At 39.9% G+C, this 26260-nt stretch carries 27 protein-coding genes; 13 read left to right on the forward strand and 14 right to left on the reverse strand.

The features are described from left to right. Positions 1-51 precede the first annotated feature (51 nt). Positions 52-384, reverse strand: coding sequence for an MliC family protein (locus tag G3341_RS11535; RefSeq protein WP_154635585.1), 333 nt, complete (start codon positions 382-384; stop codon positions 52-54). A gap of 251 nt (positions 385-635) precedes the next feature. On the opposite strand from G3341_RS11535, the gene G3341_RS11540 reads away from it, so the two are divergent. The 3 genes from G3341_RS11540 to ttcA all read left to right on the forward strand — a co-directional run bounded on the left by G3341_RS11540 (position 636) and on the right by ttcA (position 3603). Next, a complete protein-coding gene (locus tag G3341_RS11540) occupies positions 636-1328 on the forward strand; it encodes an aspartate/glutamate racemase family protein (RefSeq protein ID WP_154635586.1) in 693 nt (230 codons plus the stop codon). Between the two features lie 386 nt (positions 1329-1714). After that, complete coding sequence (locus G3341_RS11545; RefSeq protein WP_154635587.1) at positions 1715-1963, forward strand: helix-turn-helix domain-containing protein; 249 nt, start codon at positions 1715-1717, stop codon at positions 1961-1963. A gap of 725 nt (positions 1964-2688) precedes the next feature. Next, positions 2689-3603 (forward strand): tRNA 2-thiocytidine(32) synthetase TtcA, encoded by a 915-nt coding sequence (ttcA, locus tag G3341_RS11550; protein ID WP_163861967.1) that lies wholly within the window; start codon positions 2689-2691, stop codon positions 3601-3603. A gap of 369 nt (positions 3604-3972) precedes the next feature. On the opposite strand, the gene zntB is transcribed toward ttcA, so the two are convergent. Then, positions 3973-4956, reverse strand: a complete 984-nt coding sequence (gene zntB, locus G3341_RS11555) for a zinc transporter ZntB (protein WP_154623848.1) — start codon at positions 4954-4956, stop codon at positions 3973-3975. A gap of 363 nt (positions 4957-5319) precedes the next feature. Continuing rightward, positions 5320-6942 carry a peptide ABC transporter substrate-binding protein gene (locus tag G3341_RS11560; protein ID WP_163861969.1) on the reverse strand — a complete coding sequence of 541 codons (1623 nt, stop codon included), beginning with the start codon at positions 6940-6942 and terminating at the stop codon, positions 5320-5322. 502 nt (positions 6943-7444) lie between these two features. Here G3341_RS11560 and tpx point away from each other — a divergent pair. Continuing rightward, complete coding sequence (tpx, locus tag G3341_RS11565) at positions 7445-7948, forward strand: thiol peroxidase (RefSeq protein ID WP_163861972.1); 504 nt, start codon at positions 7445-7447, stop codon at positions 7946-7948. Positions 7949-7994: 46 nt separating this feature from the next. On the opposite strand, the gene G3341_RS11570 is transcribed toward tpx, so the two are convergent. From G3341_RS11570 to pspA, 9 genes are all read right to left on the reverse strand, one after another. Continuing rightward, positions 7995-8369 carry an ATP-binding protein gene (locus tag G3341_RS11570; RefSeq protein ID WP_154623851.1) on the reverse strand — a complete coding sequence of 125 codons (375 nt, stop codon included), beginning with the start codon at positions 8367-8369 and terminating at the stop codon, positions 7995-7997. Positions 8370-8572: 203 nt separating this feature from the next. Beyond that, positions 8573-8995, reverse strand: a complete 423-nt coding sequence (locus G3341_RS11575) for a hypothetical protein (protein WP_163861975.1) — start codon at positions 8993-8995, stop codon at positions 8573-8575. Next, complete coding sequence (tyrR, locus tag G3341_RS11580) at positions 8988-10553, reverse strand: transcriptional regulator TyrR (RefSeq protein WP_163861977.1); 1566 nt, start codon at positions 10551-10553, stop codon at positions 8988-8990. The genes G3341_RS11575 and tyrR overlap by 8 nt, the downstream gene beginning before the upstream one ends. Before the next feature lie 238 nt (positions 10554-10791). Continuing rightward, positions 10792-11847, reverse strand: a complete 1056-nt coding sequence (locus G3341_RS11585; protein ID WP_163861981.1) for a YcjF family protein — start codon at positions 11845-11847, stop codon at positions 10792-10794. Next, positions 11844-13241 (reverse strand): YcjX family protein, encoded by a 1398-nt coding sequence (locus G3341_RS11590; protein ID WP_163861984.1) that lies wholly within the window; start codon positions 13239-13241, stop codon positions 11844-11846. The genes G3341_RS11585 and G3341_RS11590 overlap by 4 nt, the downstream gene beginning before the upstream one ends. Before the next feature lie 119 nt (positions 13242-13360). Further along, positions 13361-13543 carry a hypothetical protein gene (locus G3341_RS11595; protein ID WP_163861986.1) on the reverse strand — a complete coding sequence of 61 codons (183 nt, stop codon included), beginning with the start codon at positions 13541-13543 and terminating at the stop codon, positions 13361-13363. A gap of 92 nt (positions 13544-13635) precedes the next feature. After that, on the reverse strand, positions 13636-13992 hold the full coding sequence (pspC, locus tag G3341_RS11600; RefSeq protein ID WP_154623857.1) for an envelope stress response membrane protein PspC: 357 nt from the start codon (positions 13990-13992) through the stop codon (positions 13636-13638). Continuing rightward, positions 13992-14222: an envelope stress response membrane protein PspB gene (gene pspB, locus G3341_RS11605; RefSeq protein WP_154623858.1), complete on the reverse strand. Its 231-nt coding sequence runs from the start codon at positions 14220-14222 to the stop codon at positions 13992-13994. Before pspB ends, pspC begins: the two co-directional genes overlap by 1 nt. A gap of 79 nt (positions 14223-14301) precedes the next feature. Further along, on the reverse strand, positions 14302-14973 hold the full coding sequence (pspA, locus tag G3341_RS11610; RefSeq protein WP_154623859.1) for a phage shock protein PspA: 672 nt from the start codon (positions 14971-14973) through the stop codon (positions 14302-14304). 278 nt (positions 14974-15251) lie between these two features. Here pspA and pspF point away from each other — a divergent pair, with 278 nt between their 5' ends. After that, positions 15252-16280 (forward strand): phage shock protein operon transcriptional activator, encoded by a 1029-nt coding sequence (gene pspF, locus G3341_RS11615; RefSeq protein WP_163861990.1) that lies wholly within the window; start codon positions 15252-15254, stop codon positions 16278-16280. Between the two features lie 86 nt (positions 16281-16366). On the opposite strand, the gene umoC is transcribed toward pspF, so the two are convergent. Further along, positions 16367-16795, reverse strand: coding sequence for a lysozyme inhibitor LprI family protein (gene umoC, locus G3341_RS11620; RefSeq protein ID WP_154623861.1), 429 nt, complete (start codon positions 16793-16795; stop codon positions 16367-16369). Positions 16796-17005: 210 nt separating this feature from the next. Here umoC and G3341_RS11625 point away from each other — a divergent pair, with 210 nt between their 5' ends. From G3341_RS11625 to gstA, 8 genes are all read left to right on the forward strand, one after another. Beyond that, complete coding sequence (locus G3341_RS11625; protein WP_163861993.1) at positions 17006-17614, forward strand: hypothetical protein; 609 nt, start codon at positions 17006-17008, stop codon at positions 17612-17614. A gap of 368 nt (positions 17615-17982) precedes the next feature. Beyond that, positions 17983-19668, forward strand: coding sequence for an ABC transporter substrate-binding protein SapA (gene sapA / locus G3341_RS11630; protein ID WP_163861995.1), 1686 nt, complete (start codon positions 17983-17985; stop codon positions 19666-19668). Next, positions 19665-20630, forward strand: a complete 966-nt coding sequence (sapB, locus tag G3341_RS11635; protein WP_154622757.1) for a putrescine export ABC transporter permease SapB — start codon at positions 19665-19667, stop codon at positions 20628-20630. The genes sapA and sapB overlap by 4 nt, the downstream gene beginning before the upstream one ends. Next, a complete protein-coding gene (gene sapC / locus G3341_RS11640; protein ID WP_154622758.1) occupies positions 20617-21507 on the forward strand; it encodes a putrescine export ABC transporter permease SapC in 891 nt (296 codons plus the stop codon). Before sapB ends, sapC begins: the two co-directional genes overlap by 14 nt. Then, positions 21507-22502, forward strand: coding sequence for a putrescine export ABC transporter ATP-binding protein SapD (sapD, locus tag G3341_RS11645; protein WP_154622759.1), 996 nt, complete (start codon positions 21507-21509; stop codon positions 22500-22502). Before sapC ends, sapD begins: the two co-directional genes overlap by 1 nt. Further along, entirely contained in the window at positions 22502-23305 is an 804-nt protein-coding gene (gene sapF, locus G3341_RS11650) for a putrescine export ABC transporter ATP-binding protein SapF (protein ID WP_154622760.1), read from the forward strand. Before sapD ends, sapF begins: the two co-directional genes overlap by 1 nt. A 150-nt stretch (positions 23306-23455) precedes the next feature. Continuing rightward, positions 23456-24244 (forward strand): enoyl-ACP reductase FabI, encoded by a 789-nt coding sequence (fabI, locus tag G3341_RS11655; RefSeq protein WP_154622761.1) that lies wholly within the window; start codon positions 23456-23458, stop codon positions 24242-24244. 371 nt (positions 24245-24615) lie between these two features. Then, positions 24616-25221, forward strand: a complete 606-nt coding sequence (gene gstA / locus G3341_RS11660; RefSeq protein WP_154622767.1) for a glutathione transferase GstA — start codon at positions 24616-24618, stop codon at positions 25219-25221. 48 nt (positions 25222-25269) lie between these two features. Here the strand turns inward: gstA and pdxY are convergent, their stop codons facing one another. Next, positions 25270-26133 carry a pyridoxal kinase PdxY gene (pdxY, locus tag G3341_RS11665; protein ID WP_154622762.1) on the reverse strand — a complete coding sequence of 288 codons (864 nt, stop codon included), beginning with the start codon at positions 26131-26133 and terminating at the stop codon, positions 25270-25272. Positions 26134-26260: the final 127 nt, after the last annotated feature.

The following is a 26260-nucleotide window of genomic DNA, read 5'->3' on the forward strand; positions in this document are numbered from 1 at the left end:
AAATATTTAAATTTATTAATAAAAAATAGACAACTCGTTGAGAGTAATTGCCTACTTCACTAATTTACAGATACGGCCTTTGTCATCAGAAACGCGTTTATTGACGACATCATCTTCAGAAATTGAGGCTAGATTAAACTCATTTTTTCCTTGAGCCCATAGCTGCATATTTTCCCCAACATAACGAGCACCACTTGCCGATGGAGCACTTTTTAATACGATAAGTTCATCGCTATAAAGCATCACAGCCGTATCTTCGTCTGGGAATGAAACTCTAATTTTTTGATCTTCGCACTTATAGGTATCTGTCTTTGCTGCAAAAGCAGAAGATGCTGTTAATGCAGATAAAAGCGCTATTGCCGAAACTGTAATAACTTTACGCATAAATTCTCCTTGAAACACTTAGAACCATTATGACTCTACGCCTATATCATTACAAAAATCGTTATTTGATACATAAGATTCATCCGTAATTACTCTTTTTTTGACCTGTAAATTTCGCCCATTAAATTAAAATAAGAATTTATACTTATTAAATTAGTATCATTATAAACTACATGCTAATGCTGTTCATTTAATGACATTATTGTTATAACGAGAATATGTTTTTAAACGGAATAGGCGAAAAAATAAAAATGAAAACCATTGGTTTAATCGGGGGAATGAGCTGGGAATCAACTTTACTTTATTATCAGCAACTCAATGAGGGTGTCAAACGGCAACTGGGTGGCCTTCATTCAGCAAAAATTGTTTTATACAGTGTCGACTTTGCTGAAATAGAACATATGCAAGCGACAGGTCAATGGGCGCTGGCTGGTCAACATTTGGCGCAAGCGGGAAAAAGTATTGAAAGCGCTGGAGCCGATTTTATTGTGTTATGTACTAACACGATGCATAAAGTCGCCGAATATATTGAAGAGAGCACTAATATCCCACTACTTCATATTGCAGATGCAACTGGAGAAAATATTATCGAGTCTGGAATAAAGACCATCGGTTTATTAGGAACCGCTTTTACAATGGAGCAACCTTTCTATAAACAGCGACTTCAAGATAAATATGGCCTTACCGTGATCACGCCAATGCCTGAAGAACGAAAAATTATCCATGACATTATTTATCAAGAACTTTGTATGGGTGAAGTGAAAGATGCATCAAAGAAACAGTATCAACAAATCATGGCTTCATTAGTAGAAAGAGGTGCTGAGGGGATCATTTTAGGCTGTACTGAAATAACCCTTTTAGTCAATCAAGACGATACTTCCGTGCCTATTTTTGATACAACCGCCCTACACGCACAAAAAGCCATTGAATTGGCCTTAAGCTAAATATTGCGTTAAGTCATATTTGGACTCACTATGATTACATGTCTGCTATTTATTAAAATGGCAGACACTTTTTTCATCAGACTAAGTAACTAATTGATATTAAATTTCATTTTTAATCTTAGTTTATATTTACAATGAAAAATAAATGAATAAGCATATTTTATATGGTTAATCTAGCGATAGTATCTCCATAATCGTAAATTAGTTTTATTTTCTTCAAATTCACCAATTAGCTATTTTTTTACTTAATTTATGGGTAAACCCAATATTTAATAAAGAGACATTTTATCGCTTTTATTTTTATTTAACATAGGAATTAGACTATTGAATTATCCATTTTATTTCTGATAATAGTATTACTCTTTTATGCTAGGGATAATAGAATCATGAGGCACTCAAATTCTAGAGGGATCGCTTTAGGTAAATATATTAGAGAATTACGTATATCCCGTCGTATTTCAACATTAACAATGGCAACGGCACTGGAGATATCAGAGAGTCACTATATTCAATATGAAACAGGAACTTCTTCTATTTATGTTGAGCATCTTGTGATTATCTCAAGTATTCTTGATATTGATATTAAGCATCTACTTAATGCTTTCGAAGGCGCAGAAAAAAACATATGGATATAAAAAGTCCATCATTCGTTGAATATTATAGAGTGAGCAGTGAGGCCCCCCCTTACTGTTCAAGCATCATCATATTTATTATCTTTTATAAATCCTCTCCGTACTATTATTAGTCGACATTTTAAAAATTGATGATTCATATATCTTTATATTATCGCTTCACAGAGAATAATAATCATATTTTGAGTAATCGATATAACCCTATGCTATTTTAAAAATAATAATTTTATAAAGCTGTTTTTACTTTAATGACGGCAGATTTTGATAAATACTTGTATTTTATAATAGTATTAACGCTATACTTATTCCGTTATTACACTTCAGAATGGAATACTCAAAATTTTTTTAAATTAATATAAATCAGTTAGATACAAAATGTTCACCCCCACAATAATCATAATACTGGTCTGATAATATTCATTTTTTCATTTGGCTTCTGCTTGTATTGCACCCCGATAGAGGCGCAGTGACCCACTACAGCCCCAAAAAAATTGTTCTGTCTAGACTTATCCATACCAAAACCCCCCCTGTATCTGTTATTATGGCCTCCTTTTTGATAATTTAATGGATCGTTTGTCACATGTAACAGCCTATTCTTTCTGTTTGTGAGAGAAAATATTCATAGGTTGTGCAAATTGTTATATCAACTTAGCATCCAAAAAGAACACATAAGCCATTAATTATCATTAAGTTAACGTATAATCAGCAACGGTACAGAACAGCAAAACATGAACGCACAGAAAGAACAATATAACTTCAATAAGCTACAAAAAAAATTACGCCGTGACGTAGGACAAGCTATTGCCGATTTCAATATGATTGAAGAGGGTGATCGCATTATGGTATGCCTATCTGGTGGTAAAGATAGTTATACTTTGCTATCTATTTTGCAAAGCTTACAAAAAAGTGCGCCAATCTCTTTCACGCTGATTGCCGTTAACTTAGATCAAAAACAACCCGGCTTCCCCGAGCATATTTTGCCTGAATATCTCGATAATTTAGGGGTTGAATATAAAATTGTTGAAGAAAATACTTACGGCATCGTCAAGGAAAAAATCCCTGAAGGAAAAACGACCTGTTCATTATGTTCACGCTTACGTAGAGGTATTCTATATCGTACAGCGACAGAATTAGGCGCAACTAAAATTGCGCTAGGACACCACCGAGATGACATATTACAAACACTTTTTCTGAATATGTTTTACGGTGGTAAATTGAAAGGGATGCCCCCTAAACTAATGAGTGATGATGGAAAACATATTGTTATCCGCCCTCTTGCTTACTGTCGTGAAAAAGATATTGAACGTTATTCGCAGGCAAAAGAATTTCCAATTATTCCGTGTAACCTGTGTGGTTCACAACCTAACTTACAACGTCAAGTGATCAAAGATCTGCTTCGTGATTGGGATAAACGTTACCCAGGGCGTATTGAAACGATGTTTAGAGCAACACAAAATGTTGTTCCATCTCACTTGTGTGATACTGAGCTATTTGATTTTAAAAATATTTCTCATGGTGATGAAGTTGTTAATGGCGGTGATCTTGCCTTTGATCGAGAAGAGATGCCTGCTCAAACTCAGCTCGACGACGATGAGCGACCGGCATTCACGGCACAACGTCTGGATGTGATTGAAGTTAAATAACCAGCCCACCACCCTTGATAGAGGGTGGTTGTTTTGCCCATTTGAGCATTTATTTCCTTACTCACAGAATCTATTCACTCCCGATAAGCTATCTGTAAAGTGAACGTTTGCAGCGCTAATGCTTCAAACACCGCTAATGGCTGTGGATTGCGTAAATTTAGAATAAAAAAAAGCCGATGTAACATACATCGGCATTACAGTGGTCAATTATTCTGTATAAGAACTCAATATGAGAAAAACTACAATTATGGAGCACAACGTTCATCGCTCAACGTTGCATTCACCTGCGGGATTAATAGTGCCCCAAAACCATAGGTCTTTTATTGATTTACCTCAAACTAGGGTCGGTTTATGCCAATAACTTGCAGACTACAGCCAGCGACTTTTTCTCAACCACCAGAAAACGGTTCCGATTAATGCAGCAAGTAAAAGACAAAATACACTAAAAGCGAATCTGGATTCACTACCAGGAATACCGGTTAAATTGACGCCAAATAGCCCCGTTAAAAAGGTAGTTGGCAAAAAAATCATCGCTAACATAGACATCGTATAAATACGACGATTCATCATCTCGGTGATCATGTTCGTTATTTCATCGGACATAATCGCGGTACGTGCTACAAATCCGTCTAAATCTTCAATACAACGACCTAAACGATCTGAAATTTCTTGTAATCGTCTTCTATCAGTATCGTCAATCCACAATAGTTTTTCCGTCGCTAAACGTGCCAGCATATCACGCTGTGGCGCCATATAACGGCGTATGACAATAATCTGTTTACGCAATAATGCGAGCTCACCACGTTCAGGGATATCACCATTGAGAATGGTATCTTCCATTTCTATCAAACGTTCATGTAGGGTATCTGTAAAATCGCTGATTTCATCGGTAATGGCATCAGCAACTTCCACCAGCCAATCTCCGGTACTTTGTGCACCCACGCCTTCTTTCAGGTCTGTTATCACAGAATCTAATGAATTGACTTTTCGATGGCGACTGGAAATGATGAGGCGGCTGTTAATAAATACTCGAAAGGCAACGAGTTGTTCGGGACGTTGGCCAGCATTCGTATTTAATGTTTGTAACGTTAATAAAACACCATCCCCTACTCGTAAGATCCGCCAACGGCCAGCATGACCGCAAAGTGCCGCTTTGACTTGTTCGCCAAGTAGCTCTGACCGTTGGATCCATTTCTCACTCTCACGATTTTTATAGTCATAATGCAACCAAAAAGGAGATTGCTGAGTTGCACTCGCATTAACATCAATGGGAAGAAACCCACCGTCTCCATTTAATTGAAATGCATGTACGGGGTTTGAGCTCTGAAATAATGAACCATAAATCAGCGCCATGCGGCATTCTCCTTCCATTTAAGCGATTTATTAGTTATAGCATAGAGGGAATACAGCAGGAATATCAAGCAAAGGTTATAAAACAAGCGCATATTGAGAATAACACTGAGACCTAATGTTAAAAAACCTGCAATTAAGGAGAGGTCATGAAATAACGACAAACACCGAACCGCCATAATTGCTAAATAACAACGGCTTTTTGCCACAAAAGAACAATAAATTAACATCGGACTACACTAGTATTCTCTGTGTAGTGTTTATTCCTTTTTTGGTCCTCCTTCTGACTCTCCAGCAGAAGGAGTTTTTTCTTTTTTAGCCATACAAAGAGACAGCCCATATCACCTATATAGGCTGAATGTACGATTAATGTGCAATAATATAAAAACTATGACTGTAAGCTACATCTTCTGGGTTTTCTATCGGGTATCCTTTTAGCCAAGGTTTAATCAATCGCCCATTAGTATATTGATAAATTGGCGCTATTGGCGCTTCTTGTGCAATTATCGCTTCCGCCTGATTATAATAACGATTACGTAAATCTTCGTTAGTTTCTATACTTGCTGAAGCCATCACCGCATCGTAATTTTTATTATTAAATTTTGGAATATTGCCATTATGCTGTGAGGTTAATAGCGACAAAAAGGTTGATGGCTCATTAAAATCACCTATCCAAGATGCCCTAATCACATCAAAGTTACCTGTATTGCGGCTATCAATATAAGTTTTCCATTCTTGGTTAACTAATTTAACCTCAACGCCCAATTTTTTCTTCCACATTGAGGCAACGGCAATCGCAATTTTTTGGTGATTTTCCGAGCTATTGTATAAAAGCACTAATTCAAGTGTTTTTTTGGGCCCATAACCAGCCGCTTGCAATAAGACTTTGGCTTGCTCATCCAATTCTTTTTGAGTGTAATTTTCATAAATACTTTTTTGTGGTTTAAAACCAGCGGTTACATCCGGTGTAAAACGGTTTGCAGGCTTCTCTCCAGTACCTAATACCTTTTTGGCTATCACTTGCCTATCTATCGTCATCGCTAACGCTTTGCGTACACGAATATCGTTAGTCGGTGCTCGCTGCGTGTTGAAGGCATAATAATAGGTGCCAAGTTGATCAGGGGTAAACACCTCATTCGGTATTTCGGCAAGTAATTTTTGATAACGTTGTTTAGGGAATGATTCAGTAATATCTAAATCTCCCGCTAAATAACGATTAGTCGCACTGGACTCTTGGTTTATTGGCACAAACGTCACTTTGGTGATCACCGTATTCGCATTGTCCCAATAGAATGGATTTTGGGTTAAAACGATTTTTTCATTAACCACTCTATCGGTAAGTTTAAATGCGCCATTTCCAACTAAGTGGTTCACTTTTATCCAGTCTGCGCCATATTTTTTAACCGTATTCGCATGAACCGGAAATAAACTAAAGTTAGCCGTTAATGAAGGGAAATAAGGAACTGGTTTATCTAAAACGACTTTAAGCGTCTGTTTATCAACGGCCTCAACGCCTAATTGCTCAGCAGGTAGTTTTCCATCAATAATTTGTTGTGCATTATTGATCCCAGCTAATGCCGCAAACCATGCAAATGGAGAGGTATTTTCTGGCGTCACTAAACGTTGCCAACTATAGACAAAATCGTCCGCTGTTACAGGTTCGCCATTCGACCAGCGCGCTTCTGGACGTAATTTAAAAAGCCATGTTTTATTATCCGTCGTACTCCAACTTTGAGCCACGCCAGGAATCGGTTTGCCATGCTTATCTTGATTCACTAATCCTTCGAATAAGTCACGCATAACTTGTGCTTCGGTCAACCCAACCGATTTTATTGGATCTAATGATGCCGGTTCATCTTTAAGATGACGGGTTACCTCTTGCTTTGTTGCCAGTACTGTTCCGGCAGGAACCTCTGCCGAAATAACAGGAGCTGCTGTAAACATCGCGGTGAAAACAATCGCTAAAGATGAAAGTGTGCGTTTATGCATGTTGGGAATTCTGTCGTATTAGCAAAAGTGAACTAGCAACTCTCTCTTATGGATATAAGTCAATGGACAAACAGAAAGAATTAACTAAGCAAATAAGAAGGTACTTTAAATACCATTAATCAATAAAATACCTCGGTTAAAGGTTGCTGACGTTATAAAACGGCCAAAAAAACCTTTCCAGCATCATATTCTTTCAGCGATTAAAAATCTATACACGATGACTTAATCTGTAAGCATTTCATACTTTTAAAATTTATCCTAATCTCTTCAAGGTATTATGAACAATTTTTTATCAATTCATATGATTGTTCATCGACTTAGCTGACTTTTTTTCGCGCAATAATGCGTAAACGCGGTTATCCGCAACGGCATCCCCCCCGAAGCCAAAATCACTGTGCTATGTTGATATTGAATGCATCTAGTGCTAGCTTGGTCGTTAACAAATTGATCAATAATAATATCCACGCTTTCACGCACTGACTCATTAATGGGAGAAATCGATATGTCACAGTCAGTTAAATTAAAAGGTAATGATGTCACTGTTAGCGGTGAGTTTTTACAAGCTGGCCAACAAGCAAAAGCATTCACTCTAGTGGCTAAAGACCTGTCTGAAGTCACTTTAGAAAACTACAAAGGTAAACGTAAGGTACTGAATATTTTCCCAAGCGTCGATACCGGCGTCTGTGCGGCATCTGTGCGCAAATTTAATCAATTAGCAAATGACCTTAACAACACTGTTGTACTGTGCATTTCAGCTGATTTACCGTTTGCACAAGCACGTTTCTGTGGTGCAGAAGGTTTAGATAACGTCGTTACCCTCTCTGCTTTCCGCAATCCTGAGTTTGCTCAAAACTACGGCGTTGCAATGACCAGTGGCCCACTGAAAGGCTTAACTGCGCGTTCCGTTGTTGTCTTAGATGAAAATGATAAAGTGATTTATAGCCAATTGGTTCCAGAAATTACAGAAGAGCCTGATTACGATAAAGCACTTGATGCATTAAAATAAGTCTATTATGCAGCCAGTTTCAAACTGGCTGCTCATCCCTAATCAATCACTCTACGTAAAGCCAATTGAGGGTTTTATGCTGTTTTGCGTTAACCACATTCGCAAATAACTTATTTTCACTCATCATATTCACGAGAGAGTGAGAACAACAGCTGAGAATTTTCAGTGCCTGCTCTTTATTGGCAGGGCATGACGAGGTAAGAATATCAATAATCAGATCACGGGGTTTGTTACCATTTTTGACCAACGCTTCCCAAGTGAAACGATTTCTTTTTTCTAGGTAACGCACTGCCGCTCTATTCATTAAATATAACTCTGCTGCTGAAGCGGCGGACTCAAACATATCATTTTGATAATGACGTTGGTTGAGATATTCTCGCAGTTTGGTATTCACAATAAAGTTAAGAGCAAATTGATCCATAGCAACTCCTTGCAGGCACACGGGCGGCCTTGCTGTTTTCGTTATCATCAATCAAAATATCGCTTTAACACTTCAAATGAATATTCAATTAATTTAAGTATAGTTTGCTTTCTGTGCTAAAAGATATCACTGTGGTCGAAAAAATCGCCAACGATCACATATTTTCAAAAAATGATGAGTTACCTGCATAGGGTGCAGCCTGATTAATCAGGAAACATCCTTATTTCGAGCTTAGTTCCCTTTGCCTCTTCAGTATATTTGTAAGTTGTTTCTCCACCTTCAAATAGTAAACTGATATCTAGCTGTTTATCATTCGGCCAATAATACTCTGCTTCAACGCAACCAGCTTGACTGCATGTCACCTTCATATTTTTATTTCTAACCAGTTTGTTAATAAAGTTAGCGTTGTTTTCAATATCCAGCTGTTTATAGCGTTCAAATGCCGAAGGAATATCTGCCCCATCAAAATAACATTCGATTAAATAACCATTCTCATAAATCTCTTCAGGTGTTTGTTGTTGATTGCGGCACAGATCCTCTAATACTTGTGAATGTGTTGACTCCTGCCCATAGCTCGGCCCAATGAAGCAGACGAATAAAAAGCCTAATATGAGGGACTTATTCATTATCCGGCTCTTTTTTCTGGTTTAGCCCATATTCACGTAATTTATTGGCAATCGCGGTATGAGACACTTCAAGACGTTTTGCGAGTTTACGCGTGCTTGGGTAATCACGATATAAACGTGATAACACTGAGGCTTCATAGCGTTTGGTTATTTCATCTAATGAGCCATTTAATGAATCAACAGCTACTGCGGGCAAATTATCTGTTTCTGGTAAATCAATATCATGTGAATTTAGCACTTCCCCTTCTAGCTGTATCAATCCTTGATAAATCGCATTTCGTAGTTGTCTGACATTACCAGGCCAATAATAACGGCTTAAATAATCAATTAGAGACGGTGCTAGTCGTGGTTTTGTAATATTCAGTTCTTTAGAAAAGTTAGCTACGAAAGCTTCTGTGAGGGGTAATATATCTTCTTGTCTTTCACGTAGTGGCGGAATAGTTAACGTCAAAACATTTAAGCGATAATAAAGGTCTTCTCGGAATTTCTTCTGAGCGACGAGTTCTGGCAGTTTTTTTTGTGTTGCACAAATAACCCGCACATCCACTTTCACTTCTCGCTCCTCACCCACCCGTCTAAATGTGCCATCATTTAAAAAACGCAGTAACTTGATTTGCATTTGTGGCGACATTTCGGCGATTTCATCTAATAAGACGGTTCCACCATTGGCTTGTTCAAAGAAACCTTTTTTACCATCTACTGCATTTGGATATGCACCAGCCGCATAGCCAAATAATTCACTTTCAACCACATCATCAGGCATTGATGCGCAATTTAAACCTAAGAAAGGCGCATTACCACGCGGACTGTGCAAATGGCATGCTTTCGCTAAAATATCTTTTCCTGTGCCAGTTTCCCCAACCAATAATAATGGTTCATCTAGCATGGCAATGCGTTTTGCACGTTCAACCACATGTGACATTGCGGGACTATTGGCGATAATTAAATCGAATCCTTCCGTATCCACACCAACGATTTGTTTTCGTTGCTTTTCGAGTAACGCGACAGATTTTAATAATAAAACGGCACCGGTACAGTGCAACTTACCATTCTCATCCGCCAAAACAATCGGCGTAACTTGCATCAGATAATCATTGCCTTTAACGGTGACTCTTTCTGTGTAAGGTTCGGGATCTTCGCGTTCAAACCAACGTTGTAAACCATGATTGCCAACGAGCTGTGAAAAGGTTTTTTGTTTTATCTTGTTTTCATCAACCCCAAAAATCTGTAATGACATCGGGTTAACTAATTCAATATTCAACTTATTATCAATGGATAGGACAGGCTCTGGGAATGAGTTTAACAGTGCCCATACCGCCTTATGCTCTCGCTCTGACGGCATGAAATAGATGCGACGTACATCAATCACACCATTAATACGACGTATCTCCGCCATTAGTGTGCTGAATACCTGAAAATCAACAGGTGTGAAATTAAGGTAAATCCGTCTCTGTGCTGATATCTCAATACCCTTAAGATCAATATTCTGTAAGACTAATAAGTCAAGCAATTCACGTGTTAGACCGATCCGATCTTGGCAAGTTACTTCGAGACGCATGGATAAAAACCTTTAGCAGAAATGATATAGGCTTATTATTTTAGCTTGATTTACGGTAAGAATACAGCACATGTGTCACATATTGTTGACACCCGTGATTTACAATAAGGAAAAACAGAGAAAATCACTATCAGAACAAGGAATAATAAACGCATTTAATCGGACAAATAACAATTAGGCGTTTTTTTGCTGGAAAGTGTACTTTACTATTCAATCCACCTACCAGCAATATCGTGATTTATTGAGACGCTTTTTTACTGGGCATTGCCCTTTTGATTTGGCTCAGTAATTGCCCACGAAAATCGGCTAACCTTGGCTTATCCTCAATCCATGGCAATGGTCGACACAATTCCATCGCCTTGATGCCTAACCGAGCGGTTAATAGTCCTGCACCAATACCTTGTGCCGCGCGTGTAGATAAACGAGCCGTAATATCTTGAGATAGCCAATCCATGCCTACTTCACGAATTAATTCCGAAGCTCCCGCAAAAGCGATATTAATCAGTACCATTCTGAATAATCGAATGCGACTGTAATAGCCCAACTCAATACCATAAATGGCTGCAATTCTATTTATTAAGCGAATATTGCGCCAAGCAATAAATGCCATATCAACAATTGCAAGTGGGCTGACTGCAATCATCAAAGCAGACTCTGCCGATGAACGGCTAATTTCTTTACGTGCTTGTTCGTCAAGAACGGGTTGAACTAACTGGCTATATAACTCAACAACTTCACGGTCGTTATGCGAGTCATGAAGCGTGGCCTGCCAATGCTGTACTGCTGGGTGTTGAGCAGACAGGGCGGATTGTTTGGCCAGTTTTTCACAGAATGCTTTCCCTTGCCCCATGCCATGACTATGGAGTAACTCACGCGCAATATCACGTTCCTGAGCGCGCTCTTTTAAACGATACAAACGACGCCACTCTGTGACCACAGAACCAACACCAGCAACAACAATTAATCCGCCAGCTGCCGCAGTACCTAGTGCTGTCCAATCTTGAGTTACCCATGAGGTATGGATCCAGATCCCCAATTGCGCGATCACACTCACCCCAAAGATACCTATCGCTGTCCCGACTAGCTTACGCCAAAAACTACGTTTTGGTCTTAGCGCCTCATTGATGAGACTTTCCACTTCCCCTTCCTGAATATCTTGTTCCGCTTCAGCTTCTACGGGGATAAACTTATGTTGCTCTTGTGAATCAAAATGATGGGCTTTTTTTAGTGTTTCAGTCTGTTCAACACGACTATTTTCATTAAAATCGACGCGTTGTTTGATAGGTTCATTCATTTCAATTTATCTCCCAACAAGAACTCAAGCGCACTATCCATTCGAATATGAGGCAACGGCTGGTCAAACGGTGTTTGTCGAGGACGAAAATTTTCAAACTCAAACCGCTGATTTTGCCAAAATGTTTCACTCGGTAATCTTTTCGGCACCTCGCCAGGATAGAATGTCATTGAGTGACCATCACTCAAACGCTCACCTTTTAATGCGGGTAGCTTTTCCCCTTGATAATCAATAATGCCGCTTTCGGTAGCTTGAATTGAGGCTAGCCCCATACAGTCCATGCTGATCCCTTCAAATGCTGCATTTTGCCATGCTTCTTGTACCAGCTGTTGCAATAGCGATACTAAATTAGCATGTTGATCAGGCGTGACATGGTCTGCTTTGCTTGCCGCAAACAAGAGTTTATCAATACAGGGAGAAAATAGGCGTCTTAGTAAAGTACGCTTACCATAATGGAAGCTACGCATCAATTGCGTCAGCGCCATACGCATATCATTAAAGGCATCAGGCCCACTATTTAATGGCTGTAAGCAATCAACTAACACAATTTGGCGATCAAAACGCTGGAAGTGATCTTTATAAAAACCTTTTACCACGTTTTCGCAATAATACTGGTAGCGACGCTGTAACATGCCAAAGTTGGTATGCTTATCAGCCTGAGCAAGTTGTTTTTCACTATATTTTTCAATATTAGGCCATGGAAAAAATTGTAATGCCGGTGCACCTGCTAATTCACCGGGCAGAACAAAACGTCCAGGCTGAATAAAATGCTGTCCTTGTGCTTTACACTGCTCTAAATAAGCGGTGTAGGCTGTCGAAATCGCTGCCAATAAATTCTCATCAGCGGGTGCCAATGGGTCACAGGACTCACACAAAGTTAACCATTCTTGCGCTAATTTACCGCGTTCCCCATTTTGCAGTTTTTGCATTTGAAGTGACCAATCTACGTAGTTTTGGTCAAGCATCGGGAGGTCAAGTAACCACTCGCCGGGGTAATCGACGATCTCAAGGTATAACGATGAGTTATCCACAAACCGCCGGAAAAAAGAGTCATTTGAACGATAATGTAATTTTAAACGTATTTCGCTCACGCCGCGCGTCGGTGTTGGCCATTGAGGTGGATTGCCATATAGTTGCGCAATGCCTTCATCATAGGTAAAACGTTGAATTGAAAAATCACGTTGAGGAATGCGCTTTACCCCAAGTAAACGTTTATCCCGCGCAGCAGAAAATAGCGGTAATCGAGCACCACTATTCACATTCAATAGTTGATTCACAAGAGAAGTAATAAATGCCGTTTTTCCACTACGGCTAAGTCCGGTTACTGCGAGTCTGACATGGCGATCGACACTACGATTTACCATATCGGTCAATTCATTTTGCAGCCGTTTCATAGTTCTCCCACTCGCTCAATATTATTAATGCCTAATTTAGCATAAATTCAGCATCTCTAATTTGTTGAGTGCAAATTGTTTTTATATCGTTCAATAAATAGACACAACGTTTAATATGATTATTTCACCATCCTTTTTGTGAAATAGCCTATCACCCACTTACTGCCTACTATTTTTAATATTTTACCAATAATCCCACCGGGCCCATAAGTGATTGCAAGAGTGACAATGATTTTTAACCCTTTACTAATCGCTTGCTTTTTGGCTTGCCGTTTCAATTTACGTTTAATATCCATTTGCATGGTGCTACCACATGAATTTAATGAATCAAAAAAGCCATTTTAGGGAATACAACCCGAGTTCTATTCCCCGAAAATGTGAGGGCATTCATGTATTATAAATGACGGAACTTACTATTCACGGTATAGGTATCAGACGTGACATAACGTTCTATTTGACGTAGACGTTGTTCTCCCGATTTTAACTGCGCATCAACCTCATTAAATAAATTCGTTACTTCCACACTGATATCTTGTTCGCTTTGATAACCACTCGGTGCTTTTGGCACCACAAAACACATCACAATATAGAGGATCAGTGTTATCCCAAAGCTCATAAACAGTGCTAATACAGCTAATGCTCTGACTAATGCAACCGGTAGGTCTAAAAACTGTGCAATACCAGAGCATACCCCACCAAAAACACGGCGGTCAGTTAAACGATATAATTTACGGTTGCGAAAATCAGTCATTATTTTTGCCTCCAATTAGGATGTTCCGCATCCAGAATATCTTCTAGCGTCTTGATACGTTGTTGCATACGCTGTGATTGTTCTGCAAGCTGCACTAAACGCTGAATTTCATTTTCTGTTAGCTGGCTCCCCTGCCTATTATTTTGCTTGTTGTAATGCAACCACAACCAAAATGGCAGAATAAAAATAAGAAAAACAATTAAGACGAGAGACAGAAAAACATAGCCCATCACATTTCCTTATATCAAATGGTTATATCCGTTTCTCCCTAGTGCAATCGTGAACCGCACTAGGGATTAGGATGATAAATTACTGTTCTTTATTAGTGTTAATTTTAGCCTTAAGAGCAGCTAACTGTGCACTGATTTCATCATCCGCTTTTAATTCAGCGAATTGTTGATCCAACGATTTTTGCTTACCGATACCGTAGCTTTGCGCTTCGCCTTCCATATGGTCAATACGACGCTCAAACTGTTCGAAACGCGCCATCGCTTCATCAAGTTTACCGCTATCAAGTTGGCGACGTACATTGCGGCTTGATTGCGCGGCTTCTAAACGAACCACCATTGATTGCTGTTTCGCGCGAGTTTCTTGCAGTTTGTTTTCGAGCTCAGTAATTTCACCTTTTAAGCGAGCCAGCGTTTCTTCAACAATAATAAGCTCATGTTTCAAGGTATCAACCATTGAATTAACTTTCTGTTTTTCAATCAGTGCGGCACGCGCTAAGTCTTCTTTGTCTTTAACTAAGGCTAACTCAGCTTTTTCCTGCCAATCCGCAATCTGTTTTTCGCCCATTTCGATCCGGCGCTCTAAACCTTTTTTCTCTGCCAAAGTTCGAGCCGATGTAGAACGAATTTCAACCAACATATCTTCCATTTCCTGAATCATCAGGCGGATCATTTTTTGTGGATCTTCTGCTTTATCGAGTAAAGATGCGATATTTGCATTAATGATGTCGGCAAAACGTGAAAAAATACCCATTATTTATATCCTCTTGATGGATTTATCATTCAGTAGAGCCTCAACCCACTTTGGCTTCCAACCAATACGTGACGCTCCATAGTAAAACTGACTTAGCCAAATGATGGCAGTGATATCTTGCTTATTACAATCAGTATATTGCAACCACTGTGCCAACTTATAAAAATAAAATACAAGATATTGATTTATAATGAATTAATTATTTTAGTATCAATAATTATCGTTCTAGACTATAGTCTTGAACTGGTCAATAAAACCAACTATTGGTGAAAATAACCATGAAAAATACGAACGATATCATTATTGGTAATTCTTCCAACTTTTTAGATGTACTTGAGCGAACTTCAGAACTGGCCAAACTTAATAAACCTATATTAGTTATTGGTGAACGAGGAACCGGAAAAGAGCTCATTGCAGATCGTCTGCATTATCTTTCACCTCGCTGGCAAGAGCCTTTTATCTCTCTCAATTGCAGCGGACTCAATGAGAATTTACTGGATTCTGAATTATTTGGCCACGAAGCGGGATCTTTTACAGGCGCTCAAAAACGACATCAAGGCCGCTTTGAGCGCGCCGATAAAGGCACACTCTTTCTCGATGAGCTGGCTACTGCGCCCATGTCAGTACAAGAAAAGCTCCTGCGCGTTATCGAATATGGTGAATTAGAACGAGTAGGCGGTAGCCAATCATTAAAAGTTGACGTTCGTCTGGTGTGTGCAACTAACGCAAACTTACCGATATTGGCGAAGGAAGGCCGCTTCAGGGCAGATCTACTCGATAGGTTAGCGTTTGAAGTCATCCGCATACCACCATTACGTGAACGAATATCTGACATTATGTTGCTCGCGGAGCACTTTGCTATCGCCATGAGTGGTGAACTAAAACGCCCTTATTTCACAGGTTTTACCTCTGCGGCCCAACAGGCCTTAGAGCAATATTCATGGCCCGGCAATATCCGTGAATTAAAAAACGTTGTAGAGCGTTCCGTTTATCGTCATGGAAACAAAGAAGCGCCTGTTGATACTATTATTTTTGACCCATTCGGCGAAAAACTCGCTGAACTTTCAGATACAAATACGCCAATAGTGCATAAGTCTATATCCCTTCCTTCTTTACCGTGTAATTTACGCCTTTGGCAACAACAAAGTGAAAAACAATTAGTCGAGCAAGCTTTACAGCAGTGTCAATTTAATCAACGAAAAGCGGCTCAACGATTATCTCTGAGCTACGATCAAATCAGAGGTTTAATTAAAAAGCATCAGATTGAACTTAATTTAAATTTTGATAACGATGAGTTTTCTAATTGAAATCATATTTAATTTATTCATTATTTTTGTAAAATAACACATGAGTTGAGTAAGTCTAAACAATCGGCTTACTCATCATCAATGCATTATTTTTCTTGTAATGTTTTCGTTCTCATTTCTGTTTGCTCTATTTGACAAGCGAGATAAATATCGCCTGCGCCACTCCCCCCTAAAAGGGTATCTGATTGACGTTGGCATTCGCTATTACGATATACGATAAAATCTTTTTGCGATGTCGCCAATGATTCAAGTGCTGGTTTAGTGGCGCTAGAATCAACGGCAGCTAAGCTTTCTCTAGCTTTTAACAGAGATTCATTCATATTTTTTTCTGCAACAACTAATTTGACTTTTAAGCAATCCGCTATTTGTGTACGTGGATTATCACCTATTTCTTGGTAACATTGCGCTAATGAATTCGCTATATTTCCGTTTGCAGCGAATAACATACTTGAATAAGATAATAATAACGTAGTTAAAATAATAGGCATTGTTTTTTTCATATTGTTAATATTCATATATCACTCTACTATTATCTAATATATTGAGATTTAACCACCTCAACACCAAATGAGTAAAATTACGTACAATCAAATAAATATAAAATAATTCATAACGAAAATATATGACATTTACTTTAATTTAATTTATATCGATAACAATTGAATTTCTAACTTACTCATTATTTGCACTTATAACTGCTTATGACTACTATTTGAGGGTAATAAATGAAAATCATTAAACAAGTGACCTTGTTTTTTTTATTTATGGGTCTTACCTACTCTGTCAATGCCAATAGTATTATCGAATCCCTCTCGTTCTGCGATCATCGGTTTTTTGATAAAGTCAAACACGATTCGCAACTTGATACCCTTCCTCAAAATATCACGCTTTCACAATTATTTAGTGATTCCGGCCTCACCATTCCACTGCAATACACGACCGAAGAAGGCATTGAGTTGACTCGTTTTGTGGCTATCGCGATTGACCTCGAGCGTGACAACAAAATTTCGAATAATAAAATTGATGAAACCTTTTATTATTGGGGGTTTGAAACATCGCTACCTGAACAGGAGGTCATTCAACGTTTATCCACCCAGATCCCACTCACTGAGGGAGGTGAGTTTTATGTCGCTAATTCAATGATAAGAGATGCTATTTCAGCGCCTTGGCAAAAAAATTTAACGCCGATTAGTCGTATCTCCCCAACAAATGACTGGGCAGAAAAACTCTTTTTTATTGAAGCAAACAAGGAAAGTGGGATCGTCAGGATAATGTGTACTTTACAGGGTAATGTGAATGAGAATGATTTGAAAACAGTGGGTTTAATCAATTAACTCTCACACAGACTAGCTAAAAACCACTTTAAATCCATAGTTTTTAGATAAAAAAAAGCCAGCACCCATGCTGGCTATAAAAAAACACTGGAAGCAATGTGAGCAATGTCATGCCAGACCGTAAGCTTTTCACTTAGGTGGCAAAGCGAATGATAATAGTTATCAGTACCATTTGTAAAGCTTTTTAATGAGATTTTTTCTCATTAAAAGGTAATAATATGATTTTAAAAATAATTATATTTTCTTTTTAGATAATTTTTCATCATAATCATTGGTATTAGAACGAAAAATAAGCACAATTTTGCTTATACCCTGTTGAACCATTTTTACGATACAATACGTTTTTTAAGGTTAACGATATCAGTGCTATGCGCCTAATAATTCTTTGGCTTCTATATACTCTTTCACTAACAGCTCAGGCTCTTAGTGACAATATGTCATACAAAGATACCATGGCAAACGATGTTCCAGAGAACATCCGCCAAAATGGCTTTATCTATTGTGTTAATGGCATTGTCACCACATTTAATCCACAGTTAGCGAGCAGTGGCCTGATCGTTGATCCTTTAGCAGCACAAATCTATGACCGTTTACTGGATGTTGACCCTTTTACCTATCGGCTAATTCCGGAGGTCGCCTCTAAATGGGAGGTTCTTGATAATGGTGCCACTTACCGATTAACACTGCGTAAAGACGTAAAGTTTCAAGAGACACCGTGGTTTACACCAACACGTAATATGAATGCGGATGATGTCGTTTTTAGTTTTTCCCGCATGTTTGAAGTCAATCACCCCTATCACTATATCAGTGGGGGTCATTACCCCTACTTTGATAGCTTGCAGTTTGCTAATAGTGTGCAGAGTGTCCGTAAATTGAATAACTACACTGTCGAATTTCGTCTTAATGCGCCCGATGCTTCTTTCTTATGGCATTTAGCCACACACTATGCCCCCATTTTGTCAGCCGAGTATGCAGACCATCTTTCTCGTATTAATCGACAAGAAATGATTGATTGGCGTCCAGTAGGAACCGGCCCATTCCGTTTTGATGATTACCAAGCAGGACAATTTGTTCGCTTACTGCGTAACAATCACTATTGGAAAGGTCAGCCTCGTATGGAGGAAATTGTTATCGATATGGGAGCGGGTGGCACAGGGCGCATATCAAAATTACTAACGGGTGAGTGCGATGTACTGGCTTATCCCGCAGCTAGCCAACTTTCTGTCTTACGTGATGACCCTCGTTTACGTATTTCGATGCGTTCAGGTATGAACATTGCTTATTTAGCGTTTAACACTAGCAAACCACCGCTTAACCAATTGAAAGTACGTCAAGCGATTGCCTATGCAATTAATAATGAACGTTTAATGCAATCAATCTACTATGGTACCGCGGAAACAGCAGCTTCTATTCTTCCTCGCGCGTCTTGGGCTTATGATAATCAAGCCAAAGTAACAGATTATAATCCTGAGCTATCAAAAAAGATGCTACAAGAACTAGGTCTCGAAAACCTGACCCTTGATTTGTGGGTGCCTATCTCCTCACAATCCTATAATCCCAGCCCACTTAAAATGGCAGAGCTTATCCAAGCCGACCTAGCACAAGTTGGGATTACCATGAACATTCGTTCTGTTGAAGGGCGTTTTCAGGAAAACCAATTAATGGATCGCTCCCATGATATGACCCTCGCTGGCTGGGCAACTGACAGTAACGATCCCGATAGTTTCTTCCGTCCGCTGTTAAGTTGTGCCGCGATAGCCTCTCAAACCAATTTAAGTCATTGGTGTAGCCCCTCTTTTGATGAGATATTGCATAAAGCTTTATTGACAGAACAACTTGCCGCTAGAATTGATTATTATCATCAAGCACAGCAGATATTAAGTGATGATTTGCCTGTTTTACCCCTAGCCTATTCTTTACGTTTGCAGGCATACCGTTTTGATATGAAAGGATTAGTGATCAGTGCATTTGGCAATACCTCGTTTGCTGGCGTATACCGTGATATGAGTGAATATGCTCAAAAAATCAAACCTAAACAGGAGCAGCAACCATGATCATCTATTCGCTGCGCCGTATACTGTTGCTATTAGTTACCGTCTTTTTCCTTTCATTGGTAAGTTTTAGCCTCAGCTACTTTACGCCTAATGCGCCTTTAAGTGGTGCCTCATTAGTTGATGCTTATTTATTCTATTTCGATGGTTTACTCCATTTCGATTTTGGCGTTTCCAGCATTAATGGCGAACCTATTACCGAGCAATTAAAGGATACCTTCCCCGCCACCATGGAGCTGTGTATTTTAGCCTTCATGTTTGCTCTCATCGTCGGTATTCCTCTTGGTATGATCGCCGCATTTTGGCGCAATAAACCTGTTGATGTCGCAATCAGTACGTTTGCATTATTAGGCTTTTCGGTGCCTGTATTTGTACTCGCATTAGTACTCACACTGTTCTTTTCATTGCGGCTCGGTTGGCTGCCCGTTTCTGGACGTATTGACCTTCTCTATAATTTAAAGCCGATTACTGGCTTTGCATTAATCGATGCTTGGCTTTCTGACTCACCTTATCGCCAACAGATGATTATCAATGTGCTAGAACATATGGTGCTTCCTGTATTAACTCTCGCGTTAGCACCAACAACCGAAGTCATTCGCTTAGTGCGAAACAGTACCGAGGAAATTGCCAGCGCAAACTATATAAAAGCCGCTGCAACGCGTGGGCTATCAAGGCTGACGATTATTCGCCGTCATATTTTTCATAACGCAATTCCCCCTATTATTCCTAAATTAGGCTTACAGTTTTCTACCATGCTAACATTAACCATGGTGACTGAAGTCGTATTTAACTGGCCCGGACTAGGCCGTTGGTTGGTGACAGCGATACGCCAACAAGACTATTCCGCTATTTCAGCAGGTGTCATGCTAATCGGAGCCTTAGTGATTGCCGTTAACGTGTTATCAGACATTTTAGGTGCGATGATGGATCCGTTAAAACATAAGGATTGGTATGTCCTCAGATAATTTTTATCGTGAACAAAAAATGCCTTCCCCAACGCGGGTAGTTTGGAATATTTTTTCATCTGATATTATTTCGATGATTGGCTTCTATGGCGTATTGTTTTTATTAGCCCTTTCTTTTATAGGCAGTTACCTCGCACCTTATACTATCGACCAGCAATTTCTAGGTTATCAATTACTGCCGCCCTCTTGGTCTCATTACGGTAATGTGGCATTTTTCCTGGGTACAGATGACCTTGGAAGGGATATCCTTAGTCGGCTTATTCTGGGTACTAAATCCACTTTCGGTGCGGCTCTATTGGTAACATTTATAGCCACCATGATAGGGCTGGTGCTTGGTTGTCTTGCCGGTATGACACGCGGTTTAAAATCCGCCATTTTTAACCATATACTCGATACACTTCTCTCAATTCCCTCTCTGCTACTTGCAATTATTGTCGTGGCATTTATGGGGGCGAGCTTACAAAATGCGATGCTGGCTATCTGCTTAGCCTTGATCCCTCGCATGGTCAGAACCATCTATGTCGCCGTTCACGATGAGCTGGATAAAGAGTATATTGTTGCGGCACGTCTTGATGGCGCTTCAAATATTTTTATTTTGTGGTATACCGTGTTACCTAACATCACCCCGATATTAGTCACCGAATTAACCCGAGCGCTCTCTATTGCCATTTTAGATATTGCGGCTTTAGGATTCCTTGACCTTGGTGCACAATTACCCTCTTCAGAATGGGGCGCTATGCTCGGTGATAGCTTGGAACTGATCTATGTTGCACCTTGGTCTGTGATTTTACCTGGCGCTGCCATTATGATGAGTGTCTTATTCGTCAACTTATTAGGCGATGGTTTACATCGAGCCATTAATGCGGGGGTTGAATAATGCCTTTACTAGACATCCGCAATTTAACCATTGAGTTTATGACCGCCAATGGCCCCGTCAAGGCGGTTGACCGTATTTCTATGACGCTGACCGAAGGTGAAGTTCGAGGCTTAGTCGGTGAGTCAGGTTCAGGTAAAAGCTTAATCGCAAAAGCCATTTGTGGGGTAACTAAAGACAATATTCGCGTCACGGCAGACCGCTTTCGTTTTCAAGATATCGATTTATTAAAATTGAGTCCGCGTAAACGCCGAAAACTAATTGGTCACAATATCTCGATGATTTTCCAAGAGCCGCAATCTTGCCTTGATCCTGCTGAGGATATTGGCAAACAATTAATACAAGCCATCCCAAGATGGACGTATAAAGGCCGTTGGTGGCAGCGATTTAATTGGCGAAAACGTCGTGCTATTGAACTGTTACATCGTGTTGGTATTAAAGATCATAAAGATATTATGCGTAGCTACCCTTATGAACTGACCGATGGTGAATGCCAAAAAGTGATGATCGCTATCGCTATTGCTAATCAGCCTCGTTTATTAATTGCTGATGAACCCACTAACGCGATGGAATCCACGACGCAGGCACAAATTTTTCGTTTACTCGATAAGCTAAATCAAAACAATAACATGACTATTTTATTGATCAGTCATGATATGGAAATGATGTCAAAACTCGTCGATAGAATTAATGTGCTTTACTGTGGGCAAACCGTTGAAAGTGCCACACCTGAAGATATTCTACAGCGACCTCATCACCCTTATACGCAAGCACTTATTCGTTCAATACCTGATTTCGAAAGCCCTATTCCGCATAAAGGACGGTTAAATACGTTACCCGGTGCGATCCCATCACTGGAGCATTTACCCATTGGCTGTCGCTTAGGCCCTCGATGTCCTTATGCTCAACGAACCTGTATCGTGGCACCCCCTTTACGTAATATTAAAAACCATCTATTTGCTTGCCACTACCCGTTAAATACGGAGGAACCAAACTGATGGATACCTTACTTGAGGTACGTAACCTCACAAAAACATTTCGTTTTCGTGAAGGGTTATTCCGCCGATATGAATTAGAAGCCGTTAAACCGTTAAGTTTTAATCTGCAAGCAGGGCAAACTTTAGCGATTATTGGCGCGAATGGTTCAGGAAAATCAACACTGGCGCGCATGCTATCAGGTGTCACTGAACCGACCGCGGGTGAAATTATGATCCGCGGTCATCGACTTAGCTATGGCGATTATAGCTATCGTAGCCAGCGGGTGCGTATGATATTTCAAGATCCTAGTACCTCATTAAACCCACGACAACGTATTGGGCAAACACTTGAATTACCGTTAAAGCTCAATACTGATTTGACCGGAATTGAACGAGAACGCCGTATTATTCAAACACTACGGCAAGTGGGCTTATTAGCCGATCATGCAGAATATTATCCGCATATGCTAGCATCTGGTCAAAAACAGCGTGTTGCGCTCGCAAGGGCACTGATTTTACAACCCGAAATTATTATTGCGGATGAAGCATTGGCTTCACTCGATATGTCAATGCGTTCACAAATCATTAACCTCATGTTGGAACTACAGGCCAAACAAGATATTGCCTATATTTACGTAACCCAGCATTTAGGGATGATGAAACATATTAGCGATAAAATGCTCGTCATGGATAAAGGCGTTGTTGTCGAACGGGGCAATACCGCTGAGGTACTCGCATCACCACTTCATGATGTGACACGCCGATTAATTGAGAGCCATTTCGGTGAGCCACTATCCATTGATGCATGGCGCCAGGATATTTGACTGCTCCGAGGAGAACAGCAAAATACCCTTCTTAATGTAATACATGGTAAGATATCGATAATTCGTCAATAAGGAACGCGAAAACTACCCAAGACACGGTGTCTTCTGGTATATTCGCGCTTTCAATAGAAAATAAACAAGGATAATGCTATGGGTTTTTTAACCGGCAAGCGCATTCTAATCACTGGTGTTGCCAGTAAATTATCAATTGCATACGGTATTGCTAAAGCAATGCATGATCAAGGCGCTGAACTGGCGTTCACTTATCAAAACGAAAAATTAAAACCGCGTGTTGAAGAGTTTGCTGCATCTTTAGGCTCTAACCTCGTTATTGAATGTGACGTTGCTGTTGATGCAAGTATTGACGCTCTGTTTGCTGAATTAGGAAAATCCTGGCCTAAATTTGATGGCTTTGTCCATTCAATCGGCTTTGCTCCAGCAGACCAACTCGATGGTGACTATGTTGATGCGGTCACTCGTGACGGCTTCCGTATCGCTCACGACATCAGTGCTTATAGCTTTGTTGCAATGGCAAAAGCATGTCGTGAAATGCTGAACCCAGATGCCTCTCTGTTAACGCTGACCTACTTAGGTGCTGAGCGTGCGATCCCTAACTATAACGTCATGGGCCTGGCAAAAGCCTCTTTGGAAGCTAATGTGCGTTATATGGCCAATGCTATGGGTCCTCAAGGTATCCGTGTGAACGCGGTTTCTGCCGGTCCAATCCGGACACTAGCGGCATCTGGTATTAAAGATTTCCGTAAAATGCTTGCGCATTGTGAAGCTGTAACGCCAATCCGCCGTACTGTCACGATCGAAGATGTTGGTAATACAGCCGCCTTCCTGTGCTCTAACCTTGCAGCCGGTATTACTGGTGAAGTCGTTCACGTTGACGGTGGTTTCAGCATCGCTGCGATGAATGAGTTAGAACTAAAATAAGTGTCAGTTTATCTTGAAACGCCATCTTATGATGGCGTTTTTCTTATTAACGTCCAATAGCAATCTTTCTTTTATATCGCTAAGGTGAACGATAATCATAAAAGTCACGCTCACCAATCATGGCTAAGCCTTCCACTCCCCTGTATACATCATTAATCACGCGTCCATTTAAACTGGATATCTTCAAAATCAAAGCAAGGAACAATCGTAATTATTTATTGATATCGCGCGATTTATCGGTTTGCACTAAGCCAATTAACTATTTTGCGATTAAACTGACACCTTAAAGCAAATTCTTTCCCGCCAGTCATGATATACTCTATAAAATATGTGTCTTCTGATTGCCAACATAACTATTTAGGAGTTTTATGATGAAATTGTATTATGCTCCCGGTGCTTGTTCTCTTTCTCCTCACATTATCTTGCGCGAAACAGGGCTGGACTTCAGCATTATACGCGTCAATTTAAAAGATAAAACAACGGAAGATGGCCAAGATTTCTTAGCTATCAACCCTAAAGGGCAAGTTCCTACCTTGATTTTAGATGATGGTGAACAGTTGACGGAAGGTGCAGTGATTGTGCAATATCTCGCTGACCAAAAACAAGATAGACATTTAATCGCCCCTGCTGGCACGATGAAACGTTATCATCAACTTGAAGCACTGAATTTTATTTCCACTGAGCTACATAAGAATTTTGCGCCTTTATTCACACCAGGAACCCCTGAAGAATACAAGCAAATAGCCAGAGCAACTCTCTCAAGAAAATTCCAATATGTTGATGATGTATTAGCTAAACAAGCTTTCTTTGCAGATGATAGCTTTACTGTTGCAGATGCTTATTTATTCACCGTGAGCAATTGGGCAAAATTAGTGGGTGTTGATATTACTCACTTGAAACATTTGACTGAATATTGCGGCAAAATTGCTAAACGTCCTAAAGTTCAAGAAGCATTATCGGCTGAAGGGCTGATCTAATTTATCATAGCGCTTCATCACTGGAGCGCTATGTAAACGATAAAAATATTAATCGAGTTCTGTGGCGCAAAATTTATGGTTTGGCGTCACTAATTTATCTTGAGCCGCCACTAACTGAAGCTCATACTCGCCCATTTCTTTGGTGGTTAGCATCACTTCATACACTGCTGCGGTAACATGTTCCAGAGCTTTTGGTAAACTTGCGCCTTTTAATAAATTCACCAACATTAAACCGCTGGTTAAATCACCTACGCCCACGGGCTGTTTTTCGCCAAAATCAACCAGTGGACGACTTACATGCCAACTGTGTTCAGCCGTCACTAAGATCATTTCAAAACGATCAGCACGATAGCCAGCTCGGCTCAAATGTTTGACTAAAACAATTTTAGGTCCTTTACGACACAATTGCCGTGCCGCATGTACCGCCTGCTCTACCGTTACAATCGTTTCACCTGATAACGTTTCTAACTCTAGTAAATTAGGCGCAATCACATCACTCATTTGTAGGGCTTGCTGACAAAGAAATTCAGCCACTCCCGGTGCAACAATACAACCTTTTTCAGGATGCCCCATTACTGGGTCACAAAAATAAATTGCTTGTGGATTAGCCGCTTTGACTTGCTTAACAATCGATAGAATATCCTTACCTTGTTCCGCTGAGCCAATATAGCCACTTAAGACAGCATCACATATTTCCAGTTTATGAATTTTGGCTAAACCACTGGCAATATCTGTCAAATGCTGAGCTGGAAAAACCGTTCCCGTCCACTGTGGATACTGCGTATGATTCGAAAACTGTACAGTGTTAAGTGGCCAAACATCGACCCCCATACGGCACATAGGAAATACCGTAGCACTGTTTCCAGCATGACCGAAAACTACGTGGGATTGAATTGAAAGAATACTTTTCATGGAAAATCCAAGGATTTATTATGACGAATGAAGAGAAATTAGTGATTAGCCATTGTCGATATACGCTAATAATTCAGAGACATAGCATTGGTGACAAACACTGCTTGCTATTGTTATCTTGCCAACT

Source organism: Providencia vermicola (assembly GCF_010748935.1).
In the GTDB taxonomy this organism is placed as follows: Bacteria; Pseudomonadota; Gammaproteobacteria; order Enterobacterales; family Enterobacteriaceae; genus Providencia; species Providencia zhejiangensis.